This is a genomic window from Roseateles sp. P5_E4, assembly GCF_054049255.1.
The window spans coordinates 93,117-117,800 of the sequence record NZ_JBFUMS010000002.1 but is presented as its reverse complement, the minus strand read 5'-3'; the positions used below and the strand labels follow the sequence as shown (position 1 = coordinate 117,800).

The window sequence follows — 24,684 nt, the reverse complement described above, 5'->3', positions numbered from 1 at the left end:
GGGAGCCGCCGCCATGGTCGCCACCTCAAGAGCGCAGGGCTTTGCCGAGGCCCTGCTGCTGCCCGTCTTCGCGCTGACTGCCGCGTTGCTGCTGTTCGGCGTCTTCGTGTGGCTGGGCGGCACGTCGCCGGTGGAGGCCTGGAAGCTGCTCTTCCTCGGCGCCTTCGGCGACGCCTTCTCCTGGCAGAACACGCTGCTGCGCGCCGCGCCGCTGATGCTCACCGCGCTGGCCGTGGCGCTGCCCGCGCAGGCCGGCTTGACGATGATCGGCGGCGAGGGCGCGCTGGTGCTTGGTGCGCTGGGCTGTGCCGGCTTGCCCTATCTCTTCGGCCCACCCGGCAACGTGATCGGCAGCGCCATGGTGCTGGCGGCCGGTGCGCTGCTGGGCGGCGGCTGGGTGATGCTCTCCGGCTGGCTGCGCCAGTGGCGCGGCGTCAACGAGACCATCTCCAGCCTGCTGCTGAGCTACATCGCCATCGCGCTGTTCAAGCACTTCGTCGAAGGGCCGATGCGCGACCCGGCGAGCCTGAACAAGCCGTCCACCCATCCGCTGGCTGAAGGCCTGCGCATCGGCCCCATCATGGGCGACGCGGCCATGGAGTCCTGGCTGGGCGACGTGCACTGGGGCCTGGTCATCGGCGTCATGCTGTGCCTGGCCTGCGGCGCCTGGCTGAGCTTCAGCGCCTCGGGCTTCGCGATGCGCGTGGTGGGCGGCAACGCCCGGGCCGCCCGTCTCGTCGGCCTGCCCACCGACCGCCTCATCCTGCTGGCCTGCGCCCTCGGCGGCGCGGCGGCGGGCCTGGCCGGCGCCATCGAGGTGGCGGCCGTGCACACGGCGGCCAATGCTTCGGTGATCGCGGGCCTGGGCTACACGGGCATCCTGGTCAGCTTCGTGGCGCGACACAACCCCTGGGCCATCCCGCCGGTGGCGGTGCTGTTCGGCGGCTTTGCGGCGGCCGGCAGCCTGCTGCAGCGCCGGCTGGACCTGCCCGACGCCTCGGTGCTGGTGCTGCAGGGCTTCGCCTTCGTCTTCATCCTCGCGGCCGAGGCGCTGCGCGGGCGGCTGTTTGCACCGCGTGCCGTGGCCAAGCGGCCAGCGCCCGTCACTGCGGCGGCTGAACCTCAGGGGGTCGCATGAGCGCCGCGCAGGGCCGCCCCAAGCAAGCTCGCTCCCGCTTGGCGGGACAGGCCGCAGGCCGAAGGGTGCACCAATGAGCCTCACGCTGAACGTCATCCCCGACCTGCTGCTCGCCGTCATCGGCGGCGCGCTACGGGTGGGCACGCCCTTCCTCTTCGTCAGCCTCGGCGAGTGCCTGACCGAGAAGAGCGGCCGCATCAACCTCGGCCTCGAAGGCGTGCTCGTCTTCAGCGCCATGGCCGGCTTCGGCGGCGCCTACCTCAGCGGCTCGCCGTGGCTGGGCGTGTTGGCGGCCAGCGGCTGCGGCGCGCTGCTGGCCCTGCTGCACGGGCTGCTGTGCTCGCTGCCGCGCGTGTCCGACATCGCCACCGGCATTGCGCTGATGCTGCTGGGCGCGGGCCTGGCCTTCTACCTGGGCAAGCCGCTGATCCAGCCGCAGGCGCCGCAGATCCCGTCGCTGCCGCTGGGCGCCTGGAGCGACTCGTCCGCCGTGCAGACCGCGCTGTCGGTCAACGCCCTCTTCCCCATCGGCGTGGCGCTGGCCGCGCTGCTGGCCTGGGGCTTCAAGAACACGCGCTGGGGGCTGGTCGTGCGCATGGCCGGCGACAGCAGCGATGCCGCGCGGGCACTGGGCTACTCGGTCAACGGCGTACGCATCGCCGCCACCACGGTGGGCGGCGCCATTGCCGGCCTGGGCGGGGCGTCACTGTCGCTGTACTACCCCGGCAGCTGGAACGAAGGCCTGTCCAGCGGCCAGGGCCTGATCGCCGTGGCCCTGGTCATCTTTGCGCGCTGGCGCCCCTGGCGCTGCCTGGGCGCGGCGCTGCTGTTCGGCGGCGCGGGCGCCATCGGCCCGGCGCTGCAGAGCGTGGGCGTGAGCGGCGGCTACTACCTGTTCAACGCCATGCCCTACGCGCTGACCCTGCTCATCCTCGTGGCCACCTGCACGCCGAGCCAGTCCCTCAAAGGTGCGCCCGCCGAACTCGGTGTGTCCCGTTGAACCGAAGGAACCCGACCATGCCGACCCTGCGTTCAAAACCCTATGCCTGGCCCTTCGACGGCAACATCAGCCCGAACAACACGGCGCTTGTCATCATCGACATGCAGACCGACTTCTGCGGCATCGGTGGCTACGTCGACAAGATGGGCTACGACCTGTCGCTGACGCGCGCGCCCATCGCCCCGCTGAAGGTGCTGCTGGCCGCCGCGCGCCGCAAAGGCATGCACGTCATCCACACCCGCGAGGGCCACCGCCCCGACCTGTCCGACCTGCCGGCCAACAAGCTGTGGCGCTCGCGGCAGATTGGCACCGCGGGCCGCGGCATCGGTGACGCCGGGCCCTGTGGCCGCATCCTCGTGCGCGGCGAACCGGGCTGGGACATCATTCCCGAGCTCTACCCCGCCGCGGGCGAGCCCGTCATCGACAAGCCCGGCAAGGGCAGCTTCTGCGCGACCGACCTGGAGCTGATCCTGCACACGCGCGGCATCCGCAACCTCATCCTCACCGGCATCACCACCGACGTGTGCGTGCACACGACCATGCGCGAGGCCAACGACCGCGGCTTCGAATGCCTGATGCTGTCGGACTGCACCGGCGCCACCGATCCTGGCAACCACGCCGCCGCGCTCAACATGATCCAGATGCAGGGCGGCGTGTTCGGCGCGGTGGCCGACTCGGCCGCCGTGCTCGACCTGCTGGCGCAACTCTGAGCCGCGGCCATGTCCCACCCGCACGCCCTGCAGCTCGATACCTACCGCCTCACCAAGCGCTTCGGCAGCTTCACGGCACTGGATGACGTCTCCCTCACCGTGCGGCCCGGCACCGTGCATGCGCTGCTGGGTGAGAACGGCGCGGGCAAAAGCACGCTGGTGAAGGCCATCGTCGGCTACCACCGCCCTGACGACGGCGCCGTGCTGGTGGACGGCCGCGAGCGCGAGATCGCCTCGCCCGTCGTGGCCCGCGACCTCGGCCTGGGCATGGTCTACCAGCACTTCACCGTCGTGCCCGGCATGAGCGTCGCCGAGAACCTGCTGCTGGCGCGCGGCCACCTGCCCATGGTCGTGGACTGGAAGGCTGCCCGCGCCGAGCTGCAGGCCTTCATGGACACGGCACCTTTTCGCCTGCCGCTGGACGCCTGGCCCGGCGAGCTGTCGGCCGGCGAGAGGCAGAAGCTCGAGATCCTCAAGCAGCTGTTCCTCAAGCCGCGCCTGCTCATCCTCGACGAGCCCACCTCGGTGCTGACGCCGCAGGAGGCCGACGAGGTGCTGGGCGCGCTGCGCGAGCAGGCGCACGCCATGGCCTGCTCGGTGCTGATGATCACGCACAAGTTCCGCGAGGTGATGGCCTATGCCGACGACGTGAGCGTGCTGCGCAAGGGCGCGCTGGCGGCCACCGGCGCCGTGGCCGACTGCACGCCCGACAGCCTGGCCACTGCGATGGTGGGCGAGGGCCGCAGCGCGGTCATGCGCCCGACGTGGGTGCGCGAAACGCGTCCGCCCGGTGAAGTCAAGCTCGCCATCGAGGCCCTGGACGTGATGGGCGACCGCGGCGAGCCCGCCGTGCGTGCCCTGAGCCTGGACGTGCGGCGCGGCGAGATCGTCGGCATTGCCGGCGTCAGCGGCAACGGCCAGCGCGAGCTGATGCAGGCCCTGGTGGGCCAGCGCGCCCGCCTCGCCGGCCGGGTGATGGTGGACGACCAGCCCTTCCTGGCGCGGCGCGCCGAGAACCGCGCCCGCAAGGTGCGCAGCCTGCCCGAGGAGCCGCTGGCCAATGCCTGCGTCGGCCCCTTGAGCGTGGCGCAGAACATGGCGCTGCGCAGCTTCGACGAGGCACCCTGGGCGCGCGGCGGCCTGGTGCGCTGGGGCGCGCTGCGCCAGCGTGCGCGCGAATGGATCGCCGAGTACGGCGTCAAGACCCAGGGCGAGCGCGCCGCCATCCGCACGCTGTCGGGCGGCAACGTGCAGCGCGCCGTGCTGGCCCGCGAACTGGCCGGCGAGTCCGAGCTGCTGCTGGTCAGCAACCCCGTCTTCGGGCTGGACTTCGCCGCCGTCGCCGAGATCCACGGCCGCCTGACGGCCGCACGCAACCGGGGTGCGGCCGTGCTGCTCGTCAGCGAGGACCTGGACGAGCTGCTGGCGCTGGCCGACCGCATCGTCGTCATGAGCGAAGGCCGCATCGTGCATGACGTGCCCGCTGCGGAAGCCACGCGCCAGTCGCTCGGCGAATTCATGGGCGGAAAGGGGCACGCATGAACACGCTGCTCACGCTGGCAACCGCGCAACCCTTTCCCTACACCTTCAACCCGGCGCACACGGCGCTGGTCGTCATCGACATGCAGCGCGACTTCATCGAGCCCGGCGGCTTCGGCGCCAGCCTCGGCAACGACGTGACGCGGCTGCAGGCCATCGTGCCGGCCGTGCGCCGCATGCTCGACGCCTGGCGTGCCATCGAAGCTGTGGTGCTGCACACCCGCGAGGCCCACCGCCCCGACCTCAGCGACTGCCCGCCGGCCAAGCGGCTGCGCGGCCAGCCGTCGCTGCGCATCGGCGACGTCGGGCCCATGGGCCGCGTCCTGATTGCCGGCGAGCCCGGCGCCGAGATCATTCCCGAGCTGGCGCCGCTGCCGGGCGAACTGGTGGTGGACAAGCCCGGCAAGGGCATGTTCTACGCCACGCCGGTGGACGCGCTGCTGAAGGAGCGCGGCATCACCCACCTGCTGTTCATGGGCGTGACCACCGAGGTCTGCGTGCAGACGTCGATGCGCGAAGCCAACGATCGCGGCTACGAGTGCCTGCTGATCGAAGACGGCTCCGCCAGCTACTTCCCCGAATTCAAGGCCGCCGCGCTGGCCATGCTGACGGCCCAGGGCGCCATCGTCGGCTGGGCAGCGCCGTCGAGCGCAGTCATCGAAGCGATCACATGACCGAAACCCTGCACACCGTCGCCGACTGGCAGGCCGCCTACGCCGCTGGCGCAGGCCCCTACATCCTGCTGACCGACCTGCTGGCCCGGCTGCAACCCACCGACCCTGCGTGGATCCACGTCTGCACGCCCGAGCAGCTCGTCGCCCAGCTCGCCGCGCTGCCACCGCGCGGCCCCGCCACGCCGCTGTGGGGCGTGCCGCTGGCCGTGAAGGACAACATCGACGTCGCCGGCATGCCCACCACGGCCGCCTGCCCGGCCTTCGCCCACCAGCCCGAGCACTCGGCCACCTGCGTGCAGCGCCTGCAAGCGGCCGGCGCCATCGTCGTCGGCAAGACCAACCTCGACCAGTTCGCCACCGGCCTCGTCGGCACCCGCTCGCCGTACGGCGAAGTGCCCAACAGCTTCGCGCCGGAATACGTGAGCGGCGGCTCCAGCTCGGGCTCGGCCTCGGTGGTGGCGCGGGGCCTGGTACCGCTGGCCCTGGGCACCGACACCGCCGGCTCGGGCCGCGTGCCGGCCGGCTTCAACCACCTCGTCGGCCTCAAGCCCACGCCGGGCAGCGTGCCCATGCGCGGCGTGCTGCCGGCCTGCCGCACGCTGGACGTGGTGAGCGTGTTCGCGCTGACCGTGGCCGACGCGGCGCTGGCGTTCTCGTTGTTCGAGGGCGCCGAAGGCGACGAGGCGCGCTTCCACGTCGCCGCGCCGCGCCCGCCCTGGCTGGGTGGCGCCCGCGCGGCGCTGCGCCTGGGTGTGCCGCTGGAGCCTGGCTGCGACGCCGCCCTGGGCTGGCCGGCCGCCTTCGAGGCCGCGCAGGCCCGTGCCCGCGCGCTGGGCGCCGAGCTGGTGGTGCTGGACTTCGAGCCGCTTTTCGAAGTCGCCAAGCTGCTGTACGAAGGCCCCTGGGTGGCCGAGCGGCTGAGCGTTGTCGACACCCTGCTCGCCGCCGAACCCGAGGCCTTCGACCCCACCGTGGCCCACGTCATCACGCAAGGCCGCAACCACGACGCAGTGGCCGCCTTCCGTGGCCGCTACGAACTGGAGACTCTGCGCGCCGAGCTGCAAAGCCTGTGGCAGCAGGTCGATGCGCTGCTCGTGCCCACCGCACCCACCTGCCCCACGCGCGCCGCCGTGGCCGCCGAGCCGGTGCTGCGCAACAGCGAGCTGGGCCGCTACACCAACTTCGTCAACCTGCTGGGCTGGTCGGCGCTGGCCCTGCCTTGCCAGCTGCCCGATGACAAATCCCCGCTGCCCTTCGGCATCACGCTGATCGCCCCGGGCGGCGCCGACGCGGCGCTGGTCGACTTCGGGCTGCGCTGGGAGGCAGCCGGCCCCGCGTCGCTGGGCGCGCGCCTGCGCGAGGCCCGCCCGGCCGACCGCCGCGTGCAAGCCCGGCCGCTGAGCGAGCCGACGCTGCTGCTGGCTGTCGTCGGTGCCCATCTGCAGGGCCTGCCGCTGCATGGCCAGCTGCAGGAGCGCGGCGCGCGGCTGCAGGCCCGCACGCAAACGGCGCCGCGCTACCGCCTGCACGCACTGCCAGGCACCGTACCGCCCAAGCCCGGCCTGGCCCGTGTGCCTGAAGGCGAGGCCGGCCACGCCATCGAGGTGGAGGTCTACGAACTGCCGGTGGCCAGCGTCGGCTCGCTGCTGGCGCTGATCCCGCCGCCGCTGGGTCTCGGCAATCTGGAGCTGGCCGACGGCCGCTGGGTCAAGGGCTTCATCTGCGAAGGCGCCGCGCTGCTGGGTGCACCCGACATCAGCCATCACGGCGGCTGGCGCGCCTTCCTGGCTTCGTCATGATGGACGCCGCTCGCTTCGACGACCCCGCCGTGCTGGCCGAGCTCGGCGCCGTGTTCGACGCCTACGAGCAGGCGCTGATGGGCAATGACGTGGCCGCGCTCAACGCCTTCTTCTGGCAGGACGCGCGCGTCACGCGCTACGGCATCGCCGACCGGCAATGGGGCATCGCCGAGCTGGAGGCCTACCGCGCCGCCACGCCCGCGCCGGCCTTCACGCGGCGGCTGGAGCACCTGCGCCTGCACGCCTTCGGGCCCGACATGGCGGTGGCGCAGGTCGAGTTCGTGCGCAGCGACACGCCGCTGCGCGGCTTCCAGACGCAGACCTGGGTGCGGCTGCCCGAGGGCTGGCGCATCGTGGCGGCCCACGTCAGCATGATTCCCTTCGCCTGCGGCACGCCAACAATCGTGGAGCCCGAGACTCCCGCGACCTTGCCGTGACCCAGCCCGCCCCCACCCCGCCCGCCGAAGCCCCGAGCCTGGCCGACCAGGCCTACGTGCGGCTCAAGCAGATGATCTTTGACTTTGCGCTGATGCCCGGAGACCGCGTCTCCGAGACCGAGTTGGCGCAGCGCGTCGTCGTCAGCCGCACGCCGCTGCGCGCCGCCCTGCAGCGGCTGGAGCGCGAGGGCTTCCTGCAACTGCTGCCGCGCCTGGGCTGGCAGGTGGCGCCGCTGGACTTCGACGTGATGGACGAGCTCTACGACCTGCGCACCCTCATCGAGTGCGAGGCCGCACGCCACCTCTGCGAGCACGAGCAACGGCCCGAGCTGCAGCAACTGGCCGACATCTGGATGGTGCCGCCTGCCGAGCGCCTGGCCGACGCGGCAGAGGTAGGGGCGCTGGACGAGCGCTTCCATGCGCTGCTGGTGCAGGGCAGTGGCAATCGCGAGATGGTCCGCGTGCACAGGGAAATCACCGAACGCATCCGCATCATCCGGCGGCTGGACTTCACCAAACCCGCGCGCGTGGATGCAACCTACGACGAGCATGCCCGCATCCTGCGCACCATCACGCGGCGGCGCACCGACGAAGCCCAGCGCCTGCTGCGCGCCCACATCCAGCAGAGCAAGCTCGAAGTGCGGCACATCACGCTCGACATGCTTTACCGCGCCAGGCGGAGCAGCTGATGCCGTGCGGCTCCTGGGCATGCGAATGGCACATGAATTGCATGAGCCCACGATGCCGGTTCGTGCGAGCGGCCATGGCGATGCCGGCCGCCAAGAGTCAATTCACGCGTTCTTCATCCACCCCCTAGGAGCTTTGCCTTGAAACCCACCGCACGCCTGCTTTGCACCGCCCTCGCCGCCTTCGCCGCCGGCGCCACCCAGGCCGCCGACTGGGCCGACACCTCCATCGGCTACCGCTACGGCACCAAGTTCGCCGAGCCCTTCGGCACGAACGACATCCACAAGAACATCCTCGACCTCAACCATGCCAGCGGCTACGCCTACGGCACCAACTTCTTCAACGTCGACCTGCTGCTGTCCGACAAGAAGGACCCGTCCAGCCCCAACTCCGGCAGCGGCGCCAGCGAGGTTTACATCGTCTATCGCCACACGCTGGACTTCGGCAAGATCACCGGCAGCCCCATCGCCTTCGGCCCCGTCCGTGGCGTGGGCCTCACCGCCGGTTTCGATGCCAATGTGAAGGTGGATGCCGGCTACAACTCGCGCAAGCAGATGCTCGTGCTCGGCCCCACGTTGATGATGGATGTGCCTGGCTTCCTCAACGTCAGCCTGCTGCTGCTGAAGGAAAGCAACGCGCCGTACAACAAGTTCAGCGGCACGGCGACGCCGCGCTACGACTACAAGAGCCATGTGATGCTGACGGCGGCCTGGAGCATCCCGCTGGGTAAGCTGCCCCTGGCCTTCGAAGGCTTTGCCAACTACATCGCCAGCAAGGGCACGGACGAGTTCGGCGGCGCAACAGGCCCCGAGACCAACTTCGACGGCCAGATCATGTACGACGTGGGCGCCGCCACCGGCGCGACGCCGAACAAGTTCAAGGTGGGGCTGGAGTACCAGTACTGGCGCAACAAGTTCGGCAACCCGTACAAGGGTCCGGCCGGCAGCGGCGCATTCGCAAAGACGCCGATGATCCGCGCGGAATACCACTTCTGAAGTTCCCGCGACGTCCGGCATGTCTCGCCTTGAATTGATCGGCATCACGAAACAGTACCCAGGAGTGCGCGCCAACGATGGCGTGCACCTCAAGGTCGCGCCGGGCCAGATCCACGCCGTGCTCGGCGAGAACGGTGCCGGCAAGTCGACGCTGATGAAGATCATCTACGGCGCCACGAAGCCGGACGCCGGGCAGATCGCCTGGAACGGCCGCGAGGTCGAAGTGGCCAGCCCGGCGCAGGCCCGCGCGCTGGGCATCAGCATGGTCTACCAGCACTTCTCGCTGTTCGACACGCTGACCGCCGCCGAGAACATCTGGCTGGGGCTGGACAAGTCGGGCTCGCTGGCCGAGGTGGCCGAGCAGACGCGGGTGGTGTCGGCGCAGTACGGCCTGCATGTGGACCCGGCCCGCCCGGTGCACACGCTCAGCGTCGGCGAGCGCCAGCGCGTCGAGATCGTGCGTGCGCTGCTGACGCGGCCGCAGCTGCTGATCCTGGACGAGCCCACCTCGGTGCTGACGCCGCAGGCCGTCGAAAGCCTGTTCGTGACGCTACGCAAGCTGAGCGGCGAGGGCTGCTCCATCCTCTACATCAGCCACAAGCTGCATGAGATCCGCTCGCTGTGCGACCACTGCACGGTGCTGCGCGGCGGCCGCGTGGTGGGCGAGGTCGACCCGCGCCAGGAAACCAACGCCAGCCTGTCGCGGCTGATGATCGGCGCCGATGCGCCGGTGCTCACCGCCCGCGAAGGCCAGCGCGGCGCACACGTGCTGCGCGTGGCTGAACTTGGCCTTGAGCAGCTCGACCCTTTCGGCGTCACGCTCAAGGACATCGCCTTCGACGTCTGCGCCGGCGAGATCGTCGGCGTGGCGGGCGTGTCGGGCAACGGCCAGCAGGAGCTGCTCGCGGCGCTGTCGGGCGAGGACCCGCGCGCGGCGGCAGGGACCATCCAGCTCTTCGATCAGGACATCGCCCGCGCCACGCCGGGCCGGCGCCGCGCCGCCGGGCTGCACTTCGTGCCCGAGGAGCGCCTGGGCCGCGGCGCGGTACCGACGCTGTCGCTGGCCATGAACACGCTGCTGACGCGCACCGAGGCGGTGGGCCGGGGTGGCTGGATACGCATCGCCCAGGCGCGCCGGCTGGCGGCCAGGCTGATCGACAACTTCCGCGTCAAGGCCTCGGGCCCCGACGCGACGGCCCGCACGCTGTCGGGCGGCAACCTGCAGAAGTTCATCGTCGGCCGCGAGATCGACGCGCAGCCGAAGCTGCTGATCATTGCCCAGCCGACCTGGGGCGTGGACGTGGGCGCCGCCGCGCAGATCCGCGGCGAGCTGCTGCGGCTGCGCAACCAGGGCTGCGCGCTGCTGGTGTTCAGCGAGGAGCTGGACGAGTTGTTCGAGATCTGCGACCGGCTGCACGTCATCGCCGACGGCCGGCTGTCGCCGTCGGTGCCCACGCCCCAGGCCACGCGCGAGCAGGTCGGCGAATGGATGTCGGGGCTGTGGCCCGCGACTGCGGAGGAGCCGGTCCATGCTCAGGCTTGAGCCGCGCACGCAAACCTCCATGCTGCTGGCCGTGGCCGCGCCGCTGCTGGCGCTGGCGCTCACCGTGGCCATCGGCGTGCTGCTGTTCACGGCCCTGGGCAAGGACCCGCTGCAGGCGTTGCGGCTGTTCTTCGTCGAGCCGCTGAAGAATGGCCGGGCACTCTCGGAACTCAGCGTCAAGGCCGTGCCGCTGGCACTGATCGCGCTGGGCCTGGCGGTGTGCTTTCGCGCCAACATCTGGAACATCGGCGCCGAGGGCCAGTTCGTGCTTGGCGCTCTGGGCGCCGGCTGGGTGGCCATGCAGGCCGGGCCCGGCACCTCCGCCTGGTTCGTCGTGCCGGTGCTGCTCGGCGGTGTCGCGGGCGGCATGTTGTGGGCCGGGGTCGTGGCGCTGCTGCGCGACCGCTTCAACACCAACGAGATCCTGGTCAGCCTGATGCTGGTCTATGTGGCCACGCTGCTGCTGAACTACCTGGTCTACGGGCCCTGGAAGGACCCGGATGGCTACAACTTCCCGCAGACCGTGCTGTTCGCGGCCTCGACGCGGCTGCCGCGCCTGGTGAACGGGTTGCGCATGAACGTGGGCGTGATCATCGCGCTGCTGGCCGTGGCGGCCTTCGCGGTGTTCCAGTTCCGCACCTACCGCGGCTATGCGTTGACGGTCGGCGGCATCGCCCCGGCCGCCGCGCGCTATGCCGGCTTCTCGTCGCGCAGCGCGCTGTGGACGGCACTGCTGCTGTCGGGCGGCATGGCGGGGCTGGCAGGCGCCTTCGAGGTGGCCGGGCCGCTGGGGCAGCTGACGCCCTATGTGCCGGTGGGCTATGGCTTCGCGGCCATCATCGTGGCCTTCGTCGGCCGGCTGCATCCGGTGGGCATCGTCTTCTCGTCGGTGCTGATGAGCATGTTCTACATCGGCGGCGAGCTGGCCCAAAGCCGCATGGGCCTGCCCAAGGCGTTGACCAGCGTCTTCCAGGGCGTATTGCTATTCACGCTGCTGGCCTGCGACCACGGACTGCAATACCGCATGCGCTGGGTGGCGGCGGTCAAGGCGAGGGCGGCGGCATGAGCGCCGCGCCGGGCCGCCCCAAGCAAGCTCGCTCCCGCTTGGCGGGACAGGCCGAAGGCCGAAGGGTGCATCAATGAACGAGATTGCCTTGCTCATTGCCGCCACGCTGAGCGCCGGCACCGTGCTGGCCATCGCCGGCCTGGGCCTGCTGATCAATGAGCGGGCCGGCATCGTCAACCTGGGCACCGAGGGGCTGATGCTGGTGGCGGCCATCGCCGGCTTTGCCACCGCGGTACACAGCGGCTCCGACCTGCTGGGCTTCATCGCCGGCATGGCGGCGGGCGTCGTGCTGTCGCTGTTCTTCGGGCTGCTGGTGATCTGGCTCAACACCAACCCATACGCCACCGGGCTGGCGCTGAGCCTGTTCGGCGCCGGCTTCTCGGCCTTCGTGGGCATCGAGTACACGCAGCAACGGCTGGCCGAGCGGGCGCACTGGGCCCTACCCGGCCTGGCCGATTTGCCGGTGCTGGGCAAGGCGCTGTTCGAGCACCACCCGGTCGTCTACCTGGCCATGGCGCTGGCGGTGGCGCTGCACTTCTTCCTGTACCGCACGCGGGCGGGGCTGGTGCTGCGCGCGGTGGGCGAGTCGCCTGAGTCGGCCCATGCGCTGGGCTACCCGGTGCGGCGCATCCGCCTCGCCGCCGTGGCCGCCGGCGGCGCGCTGTGCGGCCTGGCCGGCGCCTACCTGTCCCTCATCTACACGCCGCTGTGGGTGGAGGGCATGGTGGCCGGCAAGGGCTGGATCGCACTGGCGCTGACCACCTTCGCCACCTGGCGGCCGGCCCGCGTGCTGCTCGGGGCCTACCTGTTCGGCGGCGTGACGATGCTGCAGTTCCACCTGCAAAGCGAAGGCATCGCCATCTCCAGCCACTGGCTGAGCATGCTGCCCTACCTCGCCACCATCGCCGTGCTGGTGCTGATCTCGCGCAACCCGGCCTGGATCAAGGCCAACATGCCGGCGTCGCTTGGCAAGCCTTTCAAACCCGGCCATTGAATTCCTTGTCTCAACCGCTCACCCAGGAGAAACGCATGACATCCCTTGCCACCCGCCGGACCTTCGCGCTTGCCGCACTGGCCGCCGCCGCACTCGCGGGCTGCTCCAAGAAGGAAGAGCCCCCCGCCGCCGCGCTGCCCGCGTCCGCCGCCGTCGCCAAACCCGAGCCGCTGAAGATCGCCTTCGCCTACGTCGGCCCGGTGGGTGACGGCGGCTGGACGTTTGCGCACGACAACGCCCGCAAGGCGTTGGAGAAGGAGTTCGGCGACAAGATCGCCACCAGCTTCGTCGAGAAAGTGCCCGAGGCCGCCGACGCCGAACGCGTCTTCAACGACCTGGTGGGCCAGGGCAACAAGCTGGTGTTCGGCACCACCTTCGGCTACATGGAGCCCATGCTCAAGGTCGCGGCCGAGCACAAGGACGTGAAGTTCGAGCATGCCACCGGCTACAAGACGGCCGAGAACCTGCGCACCTACGACAGCCGCACCTACGAGGGCGCCTACCTGGCCGGCGTCATCGCCGGGTCCATGACCAAGACCAACACCCTCGGCGTGGTCGGCTCCATCCCCATCCCCGAGGTCATCCGCAACATCAACAGCTTCACGCTGGGCGCGCAGAGCGTGAACCCCAAGGTCAAGACCAAGGTGGTCTGGGTCAACGAGTGGTTCGACCCGCCGAAGGAAACCGAGGCCGCCACCGCGCTGATCAACGGCGGCGCCGACGTGCTGATGCAGAACACCGACTCCGCCGCGGTGCTCAAGACCGCCGAGGAAAAGGGCAAGCGCGCCTTCGGCTGGGACTCCGACATGAAGGCCTACGGCCCCAAGGCCCACCTGGCTTCGGCCGTCATCAACTGGGCACCGTACTACATCAAGGCCACGCGTGACGCGCTGGACGGCAAGTGGGCCACCGGCAAGGCCTGGTGGGGCGTGAAGGAAGGCGCCATCGACATCGTCTCCCTCGCCGACGACGTGCCGGCCGAGGCCAAGGCCAAGGTCGAGCAGGTCAAGGCCGGCCTCAAGGACGGCAGCTTCTCGATCTGGAAGGGCCCGCTGGTCGACAACACCGGCAAGGAAGTGCTGGCCAAGGATGCCGTGGCGGACGATGCCTTCCTGGGCGGCATCAAGTTCTTCGTCAAAGGTGTCGAGGGCAAAGTCCCTGGCGCGAAATGAAGCCCCTCGGCCAAGGAGTACCTTGGCCGGTCCCCCGAGGGGACGGCGATGCTTGCGGCATTGAGCCGCAAGCACATCGCCAGACGGGCCGGCTTGGGAACGGCCCGGCGCTCGGCCCACAAAGACACTACGGCCATGAGTACTGAAATCGACTTCGACCGCATCCCGCGCTCAGCCCTTTCCGGCCTGCTGGCACGCAGCCCCAAGGCCGAGCTGCACATCCACATCGAGGGCTCGCTGGAGCCCGAGCTGATCTTTGCGCTGGCGGCACGCAATGGCGTGGCCCTGCCCTATGCCAGCGTGGAGGCGCTGCGCGCGGCCTATGCCTTCACCGACCTGCAGAGCTTCCTGGACATCTACTACGCCGGGGCCAGCGTGCTGCTGCACGAGCAGGACTTCTACGACATGGCCTGGGCCTACTTCGAGAAGGCCGCACGCGACCACGTCGTCCATGCCGAGCTGTTCTTCGACCCGCAGACGCACACGGCGCGCGGTGTGCCCATGGGCACGATCATCCAGGGCCTGTCGCGCGCCTGCACCGATGCGCGCGAAAAGCTGGGGGTCAGCGCCGCGCTCATCCTGTGCTTCCTGCGCCATCTGAGCGAGGCTGACGCCTTCGCCACGCTGGAACAAGCCCTGCCCTACCGCGCGCATTTCATCGGCGTCGGGCTGGACAGCTCGGAGCGCGGCAACCCGCCAAGCAAGTTCACGCGCGTGTTCGTGCGCTGCGCCGAGCTGGGCCTGCACCGCGTTGCCCATGCCGGCGAGGAGGGGCCACCGACCTACATCGAAGAGGCCCTCGACCTGCTGCGCGTGGAGCGCATCGACCACGGCGTGCGGGCCATAGAGAGCCCGGCGCTGATGCACCGCCTTGCGCTTGAGCGCATGCCGCTGACGGTCTGCCCGCTGTCCAACGTCAAGCTCTGCGTCGTGCCCGACCTGGCCATGCACCCGCTGCCACAGCTGCTGGCCGCCGGCCTGGCCGTGACCATCAACTCCGACGATCCGGCCTACTTCGGCGGCTACCTCAACAAGAACCTGTCGGCGCTGTTCGACGCTCTGCCTCAATGGGGCGCGCGCGAGGCTTATCAGCTGCTGCGCAACAGCCTCGAAGCGAGCTTCCTGCCACCGCCGGCCCGCGCCCCCTGGGTGGCGGCGCTGAACGCCGAGTTCGCGCGGGCGGTGGTCTAGGAGCCGCCCACTGCGGTTCGCCGCGGCCCGCCTCACCAGGTGGTAACTTCCGCGCCGCGTGGGCGCCTTCGCCTGGGGAGCAACAACATGAAATCGACCGTTTTCAGCCTGGCCACCGCCCTGGGAGCTGGCAGCGTACTGGCAGCCGCACCGGCATCACACATCGACGAAGTCCTCGTCTACCCGGGCGGCGCCCAGGTCACGCGGCTGGCCACCGTCGCGGCCGGCGCGCGCGAGCTGGTGCTGAACTGCCTGTCGGCCCGCTTCGACCCTGACTCGCTGCAGATCGAGGCGCCCGCCAGCGTCAACCTCGGGCCGGTGCAACTGGAAACGCTGCCGCGCGAACGCGTGCCCGAGTGCGCGAACAGCCCGCTGGATGAGCAGGTCCGCAAGCTGGAGGGCCAGCGCGACACGCTGACCGCCGAGTCAAGCGCACTGGACACCGGCCTCGGCTACCTCAAGGCCCTGGGCGCTGGCGAGGCACGGGCCACACCGGCCACAGGCATCGGCGCGACGGCAGACACGATCCGCAAGACCGCGTTGGAGGGCCTGCTGCGCCAAGCCGCCATCCGCCGCCAGCTGGAAGACCTGGACAAGCAGCTCGCCCCGCTCAAGGCCGAGCGCGACCACGTGGCCGCAGCCAACCCGCAATGGCGCAGCCTGCGCCTGCGGCTGTCGACCGCTCGCGAGGCCGAGCTGAAGCTGAACTACCGGGTGACGCAGGCCGGCTGGGCGCCGAGCTACCGCGCACTGCTGGACACCACCTCGGGCGCGCTGAACCTGGAGCGCCTGGCCCAGGTGTCGCAGCAAAGCGGCGAGGACTGGAAGAACGTGAAGCTGCGGCTGACAACGGCGCAGGTGGCTCAGAAGGTCGGGCCCGGCTCTCCCCGGCCCTGGCAGCTCGACCTGGCGACCGCCCGCGTGCCGGCACCCGCGATGTCAGTTGCCGATTCGGTGGTCGTGACAGGCCAACGGGCCAACCTCGTCAGCCGGACCGCCGCCGAAGAGGCGGCAGGCAAGCTGGAGCGCTTCGACCTCGGGGTGTTCGAGGGCAGTTACGCGACCGAGTTCGTGCTGCCGCTGCGCGTCACCGTCGACAGCGGCACCCAGCGCGCCAGCCTGACGCTCGGCAGCGAGAAGCTGCAGGCCAAGGTGCTGGCACGCGTGCAGCCGCAAAGCGAGACTGCCGCCTATCTCGTGGCCGACGCCGCCAAACCCGCCGGCGCCTGGCCACGCGGCGCCGTGCAACTGGTGCGCGACGGCGCGMTGGTGGGCAGCACCCTGTTCAATATCGCCAGCGGCGACGAGCGCCTGGAGCTGCCCTTCGGCCGCGACGACGCGCTGCGCGTGCTGGTTGAGCCCGAGCAGCGCAATGCCGGCAACACCGGCTTCATCAGCACGCGAGCAGAGCACCGCTATGGCCGCGCCTACGTCGTCGAGAACCGCCACACGGCGGGCACGGTGACCCTGCAGCTCATCGAGGCCGCGCCCGTGTCGCAACACGAGGACATCAAGGTGCAGTCTCAGTTCAGCCCGGTGCCGACGACTCAGGCGTGGCGCAAGCAGGCAGGGCTGGTGATGTGGGAACTGCCGCTGGCGGCGGGAGCCAGCCAGCGGTTCATGGCGGACTATGTGATCAGTGCGCCGAAGGAGGCGCAGGTGACGGGGTTGCGTTGAGCGGTTCGGGGTAGGCAAAAAGCTCTCCCCTGCAGCCGCAACAGTCAAACCCGAAAGCAGGCCGCCACCGGGCTGTTCAATCACCCCCCCTTTGAGCCCGCCGAGCAGCGCAGGGCCTTGAGGGCGTGCGCGCAGCGCACTTCAAGAACTGACTCCGCGCAACTGTTTGAGCAGAGCGTAGCGGCGCGAGTTTTGCGCGGGCCCTCAAGGGCTGAGCAGCGCAGGGAACCCCTCAGCGCAGCGGWGGGGCGGGCGGATCGGGGGCGACTTTTTGCCTTCTTTTTGGTCGCTCAAAAAGAAGGTCGCCCGCCGGGGCGAACTCCCGGCATGGGCCTCTCGCAGAAGCCAACCGTCGGAAAGTCAGAGCGATGGCGGGCCTGGACCCGCCAGGCTACCGAGCTATCGACCCTCAACAGACGATGTCTTGCAGACTGTCCCACCACCAGACTTGCTCCGGCAACTATGTCCGGCGGCGCAATCCGAGTCCCCATGGCAAGCCATGTTCAATGCCGGCGAAGCGTTTCTATCAATCTTGTTCGCCTGGATAGCACATAGCGCTGCAGAACTAGTGAGTAGTTGGTCTCGCACCTCAGGTCGATTTCGCGAGGGGAAGGAATCGACTGCGGCTGCTGCCAAGAGCAACTCCGCGTCATCTGGAGTCTGTCTGCCCCACTCGTTCGTTTTTCTCACTTTGTCGAGAGTGGACCTCAGAAGGCGGTCACGCAACTCTTTGTTATCTGAAAAGGCTTCGTCCGCCTTCACCACCATCCGGACTGCTTGTCCGCATCGTGCCGCTGCATCTAGTTCCGATTGAAGACGAGAAACTGGCTCAGTCGCTGGCTGCGCCGCCACGGCCGCAGCAAGCAACAAAGAACCTAAAGAAAGAAGACTTTTCATTCACGCCCTCAACTGAAATGGCGCCACATGCGCCGACCCTCAGCCCCTCACCTCACCCTGCCCCAACACCACCCACTTCATCGACGTCAGCCCCTCCAGCCCCACCGGCCCGCGGGCGTGGAACTTGTCGGTGGAGATGCCGATCTCGGCACCCAGCCCATACTCAAAGCCATCCGCAAAGCGCGTGCTGGCATTGACCATCACGCTGGCCGAATCCACCTCGCGCAGGAATCGCATCGCGTTGGGATGATTCGTCGTCAGGATCGCATCCGTGTGATGCGATCCATAGCGATTGATGTGGGCAATGGCTTCGTCAAGTGAATCGACCACCTTGATGCTGATGATGGGGGCGAGGTATTCGGTGGACCAGTCTTCCTCCGTCGCCGGCACCGCACCAGGCACCAAAGCCAAAGTCCGCAGGCAGCCGCGCATCTCCACGCCCTTGGCCTTGAAGATGGCCGCGATGCGCGGCAGGAAGGCCGGCGCCTGGGCCGCGTGGACCAGCAGCGACTCGGTCGCGTTGCAGGGGCTGTACTTCTGCGTCTTGGCGTTGTCGACGACCTTGAGGGCCTGCTCCAGGTCCACCTCGGCATCGACATAGCTGTGGCAGTTGCCGTCCAGATGCTTGATGACGGGCACCTTGGCCTCGGCAGAGATTCGCTCGATCAGCCCCTTGCCGCCGCGCGGAATGATGACGTCCACCCATTGCGGCGAGCTGATCAACAGCCCCACGGCGGCGCGGTCCGTCGTGTTGACGAGCTGCACGGCGGCGCGCGGCAGGCCGGCTTCTTCCAGTGATGCGGCCACCAGCTCGGCCAGGGCAAGGTTGGAGTGAATCGCCTCCGACCCGCCGCGCAGAATGCAGGCGTTGCCGCTCTTGATGGCCAGCGAGGCGGCCTCGATCGTCACGTTGGGTCGGCTCTCGTAGATCATGCCGAACACCCCCAGCGGCACGCGCATGTGGCCGACGCTGATGCCGGTCGGGCGGCGCTTCACGCCGGTGATCTCGCCGATGGGGTCGGGCATGGCGGCGATCTGCTCGCAGCCTTCGGCGACCGTCGCCAGCGTCTTGGCGTCGAGTTTCAGGCGGTCGCGCAACGGGCCGCTGAGCTCGGCGGCGCCAGCCAGGTCGCGGGCATTGGCGTCGGCGAGCGCCGGGCCGGCCTCGCGAAGGCGGCGGGCCAGGGCCAGCAGTGCGGCGTTCTTGGCGGCCGTCGGGGCGGCGGCCATTGCGGTGGCGGCGGCGCGGGCGGCGCGGCCGAGGTCGTCCATGTAGGCAGGCAGGCTCATGGCCGCCATTTTCGTCGACGACCCTCGACCTACAGCTTCGTAAGGTCTGGGCCGCCCTCCGCGCCGAACCAAGCCTTGCTCAACGCCTGGCGAGCGCTGTTCTCGGCGGCCGTGTCGCCGCGCTTCCTGTAGACCTCGGCCAGGGCCGCCAGCGCCCAGCCGTTGTTGCGCACGCGGGCGAGCGAATCCCGCAGGGCTTTCTCGGCCTCGTCCAGCCGGCCCTGGCGCAGGCGCACGGCGCCCAGGGACTGGCGCACGGGGTAGTACCAATAGGCCGGCTCGGTGTAGGCCAGGCCCTCCTCGATGGCGACGGCCTGCTCCAGCGCGGCAGCGGCACCGGCCAGGTCGCCCTGGGCATCGGCCAGGCGAGCGCTGGCGACGAGGCGGGCCGTCTGCGCGATGGCCTGGGCCGGGATGCCCCAGGCATCGAAGGGCTTGAAGTCGGCGCCCTTCTCCAGCGCCGTGATGGCGTCGATCTCGAGCCGGGCCGCCGCCGCGTCGTGGCGGGCCGCCTGGGCCAGCGCGCGGGCGTAGTGGTACATGACGCGCACCAGCACCAGGTCGTCGGGTGGCGCGGCCAGCTTCAGGATGACATCGGGCGGGCTGAACTGGGCGTGCGTCGTGTAGGGCGCGGCCTTGACGGGCTGCATGATGGGGAAGGCCTTGACGACGTCGACGGGCATGGACGCGTCGAGCTTGGCCGCCGCGTCGATGGCTGTCTTGGCCGCACCACCCATCTGGGCCGACACCATCAGGAAATGGATGTTGTGCGGGTAGTAGGCCGAGCGGTAGAGCGGGTCGGACGGCGAGCTCTTGAAATAGGCCTCGTCGACGGCGATGGCCTGGCGGTTGGCATCCAGTGACTCGCGGTACAGGCCGACGCGGTAGTAGATGTGGGCCGGCATGTGCACGATGTGGCCGGCGCCGGGCATCTGCGCGGCCAGGCGGCGCGCGGACTCCAGCGCGCGCTCGGGCCGTGTCGAGGCCTCGACGGCATGGATGTAGAGGTGGATGGCGGCGGCATGGTTGGGGCGGCGCTTGAGCACGGTCTCCAGCGCGGCCACGATGTCGGCCGTGCGGCCCTTGGGCTTTGCGCCGGCGGCCTCCCAGTAGTCCCAGGGCTGGGTGTCCATGGCGGCCTCGGCGTAGAGCACCTGCATCAGGTCCTCGCCGGGGAACTGGGCGGCGACGCGCTTCATCGCGTCGGCATAGGCGGCGTCCAGGGCACTGCGATCGGCCGGTGGCTCTGCGGCATAGCGCTGCTGCAGGGCTTCGATGAGGACGCGTTCACGCGGCGGCAGCTTGTCCTTGAGCGCGATGGCGCGCTGCAGTGCAGCCCAGGCAGGCGCGTTGGCCTCGACCTGCATGGGCACATTGATGTTGGGCCCCAGCACCAGGGACTCGCCCCAGAAGCACAGGGCGCAGCCGGGGTCGAGCTTCTGCGCGGCCTGGAAGGCACGCTGCGCCTCGGCATGGTTGAAGGCGAAGGACAGGCGCAGGCCCTGGTCGAAATAGGCCTGCACCTTGGGCGACGCATGCTCGAGCTTGAAGCTCATGCGCCCCAAGTCCTTGTAGAGCGGCACGTCGCCCGGCGCCGCCTTCATGGGCGCGGGCTGGAAGGGCGCGGTCTCCGTCCTGGGTGCGGAGGCGGCCGAGGCCAGCAGGGCCTGCAGCAGCACGGGCCGACCGGCCACTGACGGGGCGCAGACGCCACCGGGGCTACTCAGCAGCGGGTCAAAGGCGGCGGCCGTATCGGCACTGCCGGTCAGGGCAACGAGGCCCAGCGCGGCAAGGGCCTGCAGCAGGCGGGTGGCGGGGTGATGGCGTGATGGCATGCGACCTCCAGGCCCGGCAGGGGCCAGGAGGGCATGCTCGCACCAGCGCCGCGCGGCCGCAATCAGGGCCGGATCAGGGCAGTGGTTTGCCCTCGGCGTCGCGAACCTCGGGCTTGCGGCCAATCGCTTCCAGCTGCGGCACGATCTTGGCCTTGTCGCCCACCGCCACGACGATGAGCTGGGCCGGGTCGAGGTGCTGTTGGGCGGCCTTCAGCGCGGTGGCAGCGGTGACGGCACCGACCTTCTTCGGCAGCTCGGTGATCGCGTCCAGCGGCCGGCCCGCGGACCAATTGCCCGAGTAGCCGGCCACGACCGCGAGGTTGGTGTCGAACAGGCCCGGCAGCGACAGCAGCTGGGCGTTGCGCACGCGGCCCAGTTCGGCCGCGCCCATGGGCTTGGCGCGCATGCCCTCGATCTCCTTCCACATGTCGACCAGGGCCGGGCCGGTCACGTCGGTGCGCACGCTGCCGCGGATGCCGAACTGGCCGCGCTCGCGGCCCATGGTGTAGCCGGAATGGATGCCATAGGTGTAGCCCTTGACCTCGCGCAGCTGGTTGTTGATGCGCGACGTGAAGAGGCCACCCAGGGCCGCATTCATGACATTGATGGCGGCTGCATCGGGCGCGGCGGCGAAGGGGCCGGGCGAGACGACGGCCAGGGCCGTCTGCGGCGCGCCGGGCTTGTCGACGACGACGGTGCGCGCGGCGATAGGCCTGGACGCGGGCAGCGGCGCGGCGGCTGCAGCGGCGCCCTCGCCCTTCCAGGCGCCGAACAGCGGTTCGATCAGCGCCCGCAGCTCGGCCTCTGTCAGGTCACCGGCAACCACCAGGGCCGCGCGCTCGGGGCGGTAATGGGCCTGCCAGAAGGCACGCAGCGCAGCGCCATCCACGGCCTTGATGCTGGCCTCGGTGCCCAGCGCATTGGCGCTGAGCGGGTGGCCCTCGCCATAGGTCACGCGGTTGCCGACGGCATTGGCCAGCAGCGGCGCCTGCTCGCGCATCTGGGCCAGGGCGGCCAGGCGCTGCGCCTTCAGGCGCTCGATCTCGGGCGCGGCAAAGGCCGGATTGAGCGCCAGGTCGGCCAGCAGGCCCAGGCCTTCCTTGGCACTGGCCTTGAGGCCGGAGAAGTCGATGCGCGCCTCCTCGCTGCCGGCCTGGGCGTTCAGCGTGGCGCCCAGGACCGCGGCAGCTTCGGCAATCTGCTGGGCGCTGCGCGTCTTGGTGCCCTCGGGCAGCATGGCGGCGGTGAAGCCGGCCAGGCCAGGCTTGTCCGCCGGGTTGGCGCCCTGGCCGGCACGCACCACCAGGGCGGCGCTCACCAGCGGCAGGCCGGGCTTGGGCGAGTAGATGACGGTCAGTCCATTGGCCAGCGTGAAGCTCTGCGCGGCGGGCAGCGTCAGCGCCTTGGCCTTGGCGGCACCGGGCGGCTTGGCGCGCCAGGCCTCGGCCGCGTTCAGCGACTCGCGCTCACCCTTGGCGGCCTTGGTGGGCGCCGGCGGCGTGGCCACCTCGGGCGGCAGCACCTGCTCGCCAGGCTTCGCTTGCACGACGACGCGGTGGTCCTTCTTGAGCCATTGCGTGACGGTGGCACTGACGTTGGCCGGGCCCAGCTGCCCATAACGCGCCAGGTCCTTGCCGACAAAGCCGGGGTCGCCGGCCATCTGGTTGTAGTGGTTGATGAGGTCGGCCAGCGACGTCACCTTCTCCATGCGCTGCAGCAGCTGGGTCTGGATGGTGGCGCGGGCCTGGCCCAGCTCGGCCTCCGTGGGCGGCGTGGCGGCCAGTTTGGCGATCTCGGCGTCAACCAGCTTCTCGATCTCGTCCAGCGACGCGCCAGGGCGGGCGACGATCTCGATGTTGAAGATCGAGCTCAGCGACTGCGAGTCCTGCCCCACCTGCACGCTCTGGGCGAGCTGCTTGTCGCGCACCAGCAGGCCGTACAGGCGGCTGGCCTTGCCACCACCCAGCACATGAGCGGCGACGTCCAGCTCGGCGTCACCGGCTGCGAACATGGGCGGCGTGTGCCAGGCGAGGTTCAGGCGCGACAGCTCGATGCGGTCGGTCACGACGAGGCGACGCTCCTTCGTGATCTCGGGCATGGCGACCTTGACCTCCGGCACCTTGGCGCCGGCCTTCAGCGAGCCGAAATACTTCTGCACCAGGGCCTTGGCCTGCTTGGGGTCGAAGTCGCCGGCCAGCACCAGGGTGGCGTTGTTGGGCCGGTAGTAGGTGCGGGCAAAGTCCTTCACGTCCTTGAGCTGGATGCCCTGGATGTCGGCATGCGAGCCGATGACGGCGGCGCGGTAGGGGTGGCCTTCGGGGTAGAGGGCCTGGTACATCGCCTCCTCGACGATGCCGTAGGGCCGGTTCTCGAAGCTCTGGCGGCGCTCGTTGCGCACCACGTCCTGCTGGTTGGCCAGGGACACCGAATCGACCTCGTCGATCATGTAGCCCAGCATGTCGGCCTTCAGCCACAGGCCGAGTTCGAGCTGGTTGGACGGCAGCGTGAAGAAGTAGTTGGTGCGGTCGAAGTTGGTCGAGCCATTGCTGTCGGTGCCGCCGGCGGCGTCGACGAATTTGTCGAATTCGCCGCGCGGGATGTGCTTGCTGCCGGCGAACATCAGGTGCTCGAACAGGTGGGCAAAGCCGGTCTGGCCCTTGGCCTCGTTGCGCGGGCCGGCATGCACCCACAGGTTGAAGGCCACCAGCGGCAGGCGGTGGTCCTCGACGAGGATGACCTCGAAGCCATTGGCCAGGGTGAGCTTCTCCTGGCGCACGGCGAGCTGGCCGGCCTCGGTGTTGACCGCACCCTTCATCGCGGATTCAGGGGCGGCGCCCGCGGGCAGGGCGGCCGAGAGGGCGCCGGCCAGGGCCAGCAGCGCGACGAGACGGCGGGGGGCGGGAGCTTTCATTCGTATCGGTCCTCGAAGGGCAATGCGGGATTGGGCGACGTGTTCAACACGGTGCGGAAGTGCCGGGAGTCACCATGAGCCTACCAAGGCGACAGCCAGGCGAGCAGTGCCAGCCAAAGTGGCGCCGTGGCGACGTAAAGGATGGTGGAGACGACGGTGGCGGCCGTGACCTCGGCCTCCAGCGCGCGGTAGCGCTGGGCAAAGATCAGCGCGTTGGAGCCGGTCGGCAGCGCCGCAATCATGACGATGACGGCCAGCGGCATGCCATTCAGCCCCAGGCCCCAATGCGCGACGCCAAGCACCACGGCCGGCATCAGCAGCAGCTTGGCCAGCACCAGCCCGGCCAGGCCGCGCCAGGTGCGTGGCCAGCCGTAATAGGCCAGGGACATGCCGATCAGCGTCAGGCACAGCGGCACGACGGCCGTGCCCAGGCTTTGCAGCGCCTCGTCGGCCACGGCGGGCAGGGTGAGGCCGGTCGCGTTCCAGGCCAGGCCGGCCAGCACCGGCAGCACGACGGGGTGGATGACGGTGTTGCGCACGGTCTGCAGCAGCGTGCCGGCCAGATTGCCGGTGCTGCGCTCACGCGCCAGGTCGAGCTCGACGATGGCGGTCAGCAGCGTGAGTATCGACAGCGCATGCAGGCTCACCACGGCGATGTGGATGGCCAGGCCTTTCTCGCCGAACACGCCGGCCGCAACCGGCAGGCCCACCTGCAGCGTGTTGCCAAAGCCTGCCGTGATGGCCCTGACGCTGGGCGCGACGACGTTCTCACCCGGCTTGCGCAGCCCGCGGTACAGCACGTAGAGCAGCGCGATCAGCACCAGCACCGGCACGAAGAAGGCGAACAGGAAGGCCCAGGGCAGCGCCGCCGTATCCAGCCGCGCCGTGGTACGGAACAGCAGGGCCGGCACGAAGATGTAGAAGGCCGCATTGGCCAGCACGCGGGCCGGGTCGCTGTCACTGCCCGCCTCGCCACCGCCCAGCCAGCGCATGCGGCCGACGGCCCAGCCGATGGCCACCGCAACCAATATCGCCAGCAGCTTCGCCGCAATTGCCCAGGTCATTCAGGCCCCTCGCCTGGTCTCGCCGCGCTGAACGCCGGCGCGCCCAATCGGTCCCCCGAGGGGAC

19 protein-coding genes are annotated in these 24,684 nt (G+C 69.9%); 15 read left to right on the top strand and 4 right to left on the bottom strand.

Annotated elements, in window-relative coordinates; genetic code table 11:
- Positions 1-13: 13 nt before the first annotated feature.
- The 15 genes from ACXJLH_RS03310 (at position 14) to ACXJLH_RS03240 (ending at position 16,622) form a co-directional block, all read left to right on the top strand.
- Positions 14-1,138: an ABC transporter permease gene (locus ACXJLH_RS03310; RefSeq protein ID WP_457442489.1), complete on the top strand. Its 1,125-nt coding sequence runs from the start codon at positions 14-16 to the stop codon at positions 1,136-1,138.
- Between the two features lie 73 nt (positions 1,139-1,211).
- The gene (locus ACXJLH_RS03305) at positions 1,212-2,138 is read left to right on the top strand and encodes an ABC transporter permease (RefSeq protein WP_056205649.1); all 927 of its coding nucleotides are present in this window, start codon (positions 1,212-1,214) and stop codon (positions 2,136-2,138) included.
- A 17-nt stretch (positions 2,139-2,155) separates the two neighbouring features.
- Complete coding sequence (biuH, locus tag ACXJLH_RS03300; RefSeq protein WP_056205651.1) at positions 2,156-2,848, top strand: biuret amidohydrolase; 693 nt, start codon at positions 2,156-2,158, stop codon at positions 2,846-2,848.
- 9 nt (positions 2,849-2,857) lie between these two features.
- On the top strand, positions 2,858-4,390 hold the full coding sequence (locus ACXJLH_RS03295; RefSeq protein WP_457442488.1) for an ABC transporter ATP-binding protein: 1,533 nt from the start codon (positions 2,858-2,860) through the stop codon (positions 4,388-4,390).
- The gene (locus ACXJLH_RS03290; protein ID WP_056205655.1) at positions 4,387-5,061 is read left to right on the top strand and encodes a cysteine hydrolase family protein; all 675 of its coding nucleotides are present in this window, start codon (positions 4,387-4,389) and stop codon (positions 5,059-5,061) included. Before ACXJLH_RS03295 ends, ACXJLH_RS03290 begins: the two co-directional genes overlap by 4 nt.
- Positions 5,058-6,860, top strand: coding sequence for an allophanate hydrolase (gene atzF / locus ACXJLH_RS03285; protein WP_457442487.1), 1,803 nt, complete (start codon positions 5,058-5,060; stop codon positions 6,858-6,860). The genes ACXJLH_RS03290 and atzF overlap by 4 nt, the downstream gene beginning before the upstream one ends.
- Positions 6,857-7,297 carry an oxalurate catabolism protein HpxZ gene (gene hpxZ / locus ACXJLH_RS03280; RefSeq protein WP_457442486.1) on the top strand — a complete coding sequence of 147 codons (441 nt, stop codon included), beginning with the start codon at positions 6,857-6,859 and terminating at the stop codon, positions 7,295-7,297. The genes atzF and hpxZ overlap by 4 nt, the downstream gene beginning before the upstream one ends.
- Entirely contained in the window at positions 7,294-7,986 is a 693-nt protein-coding gene (locus ACXJLH_RS03275; RefSeq protein ID WP_056205664.1) for a GntR family transcriptional regulator, read from the top strand. Before hpxZ ends, ACXJLH_RS03275 begins: the two co-directional genes overlap by 4 nt.
- 138 nt (positions 7,987-8,124) lie before the next feature.
- Complete coding sequence (locus tag ACXJLH_RS03270) at positions 8,125-8,979, top strand: hypothetical protein (protein ID WP_056205666.1); 855 nt, start codon at positions 8,125-8,127, stop codon at positions 8,977-8,979.
- Positions 8,980-8,998: 19 nt separating this feature from the next.
- Positions 8,999-10,522: an ABC transporter ATP-binding protein gene (locus tag ACXJLH_RS03265; RefSeq protein WP_457442485.1), complete on the top strand. Its 1,524-nt coding sequence runs from the start codon at positions 8,999-9,001 to the stop codon at positions 10,520-10,522.
- Entirely contained in the window at positions 10,509-11,588 is a 1,080-nt protein-coding gene (locus ACXJLH_RS03260; RefSeq protein WP_457442484.1) for an ABC transporter permease, read from the top strand. The genes ACXJLH_RS03265 and ACXJLH_RS03260 overlap by 14 nt, the downstream gene beginning before the upstream one ends.
- A 73-nt stretch (positions 11,589-11,661) precedes the next feature.
- A complete protein-coding gene (locus tag ACXJLH_RS03255) occupies positions 11,662-12,582 on the top strand; it encodes an ABC transporter permease (protein WP_457442483.1) in 921 nt (306 codons plus the stop codon).
- 35 nt (positions 12,583-12,617) lie between these two features.
- Positions 12,618-13,754, top strand: a complete 1,137-nt coding sequence (locus ACXJLH_RS03250) for a BMP family ABC transporter substrate-binding protein (protein WP_457442482.1) — start codon at positions 12,618-12,620, stop codon at positions 13,752-13,754.
- A 135-nt stretch (positions 13,755-13,889) separates the two neighbouring features.
- Positions 13,890-14,945, top strand: coding sequence for an adenosine deaminase (locus tag ACXJLH_RS03245; RefSeq protein ID WP_457389356.1), 1,056 nt, complete (start codon positions 13,890-13,892; stop codon positions 14,943-14,945).
- Between the two features lie 87 nt (positions 14,946-15,032).
- Complete coding sequence (locus ACXJLH_RS03240) at positions 15,033-16,622, top strand: DUF4139 domain-containing protein (RefSeq protein ID WP_457442481.1); 1,590 nt, start codon at positions 15,033-15,035, stop codon at positions 16,620-16,622.
- 936 nt (positions 16,623-17,558) lie between these two features.
- Here the strand turns inward: ACXJLH_RS03240 and ACXJLH_RS03235 are convergent.
- The 4 genes from ACXJLH_RS03235 to ACXJLH_RS03220 all read right to left on the bottom strand — a co-directional run bounded on the left by ACXJLH_RS03235 (position 17,559) and on the right by ACXJLH_RS03220 (position 24,619).
- The gene (locus ACXJLH_RS03235; protein WP_056199759.1) at positions 17,559-18,818 is read right to left on the bottom strand and encodes a glutamate-5-semialdehyde dehydrogenase; all 1,260 of its coding nucleotides are present in this window, start codon (positions 18,816-18,818) and stop codon (positions 17,559-17,561) included.
- A 20-nt stretch (positions 18,819-18,838) separates the two neighbouring features.
- A complete protein-coding gene (locus ACXJLH_RS03230) occupies positions 18,839-20,644 on the bottom strand; it encodes a hypothetical protein (protein WP_457442480.1) in 1,806 nt (601 codons plus the stop codon).
- A gap of 73 nt (positions 20,645-20,717) precedes the next feature.
- Complete coding sequence (locus ACXJLH_RS03225) at positions 20,718-23,555, bottom strand: M16 family metallopeptidase (protein WP_457442479.1); 2,838 nt, start codon at positions 23,553-23,555, stop codon at positions 20,718-20,720.
- A gap of 80 nt (positions 23,556-23,635) precedes the next feature.
- Positions 23,636-24,619 carry an AEC family transporter gene (locus tag ACXJLH_RS03220; protein WP_457389350.1) on the bottom strand — a complete coding sequence of 328 codons (984 nt, stop codon included), beginning with the start codon at positions 24,617-24,619 and terminating at the stop codon, positions 23,636-23,638.
- Between the last annotated feature and the right edge of the window lie 65 nt (positions 24,620-24,684).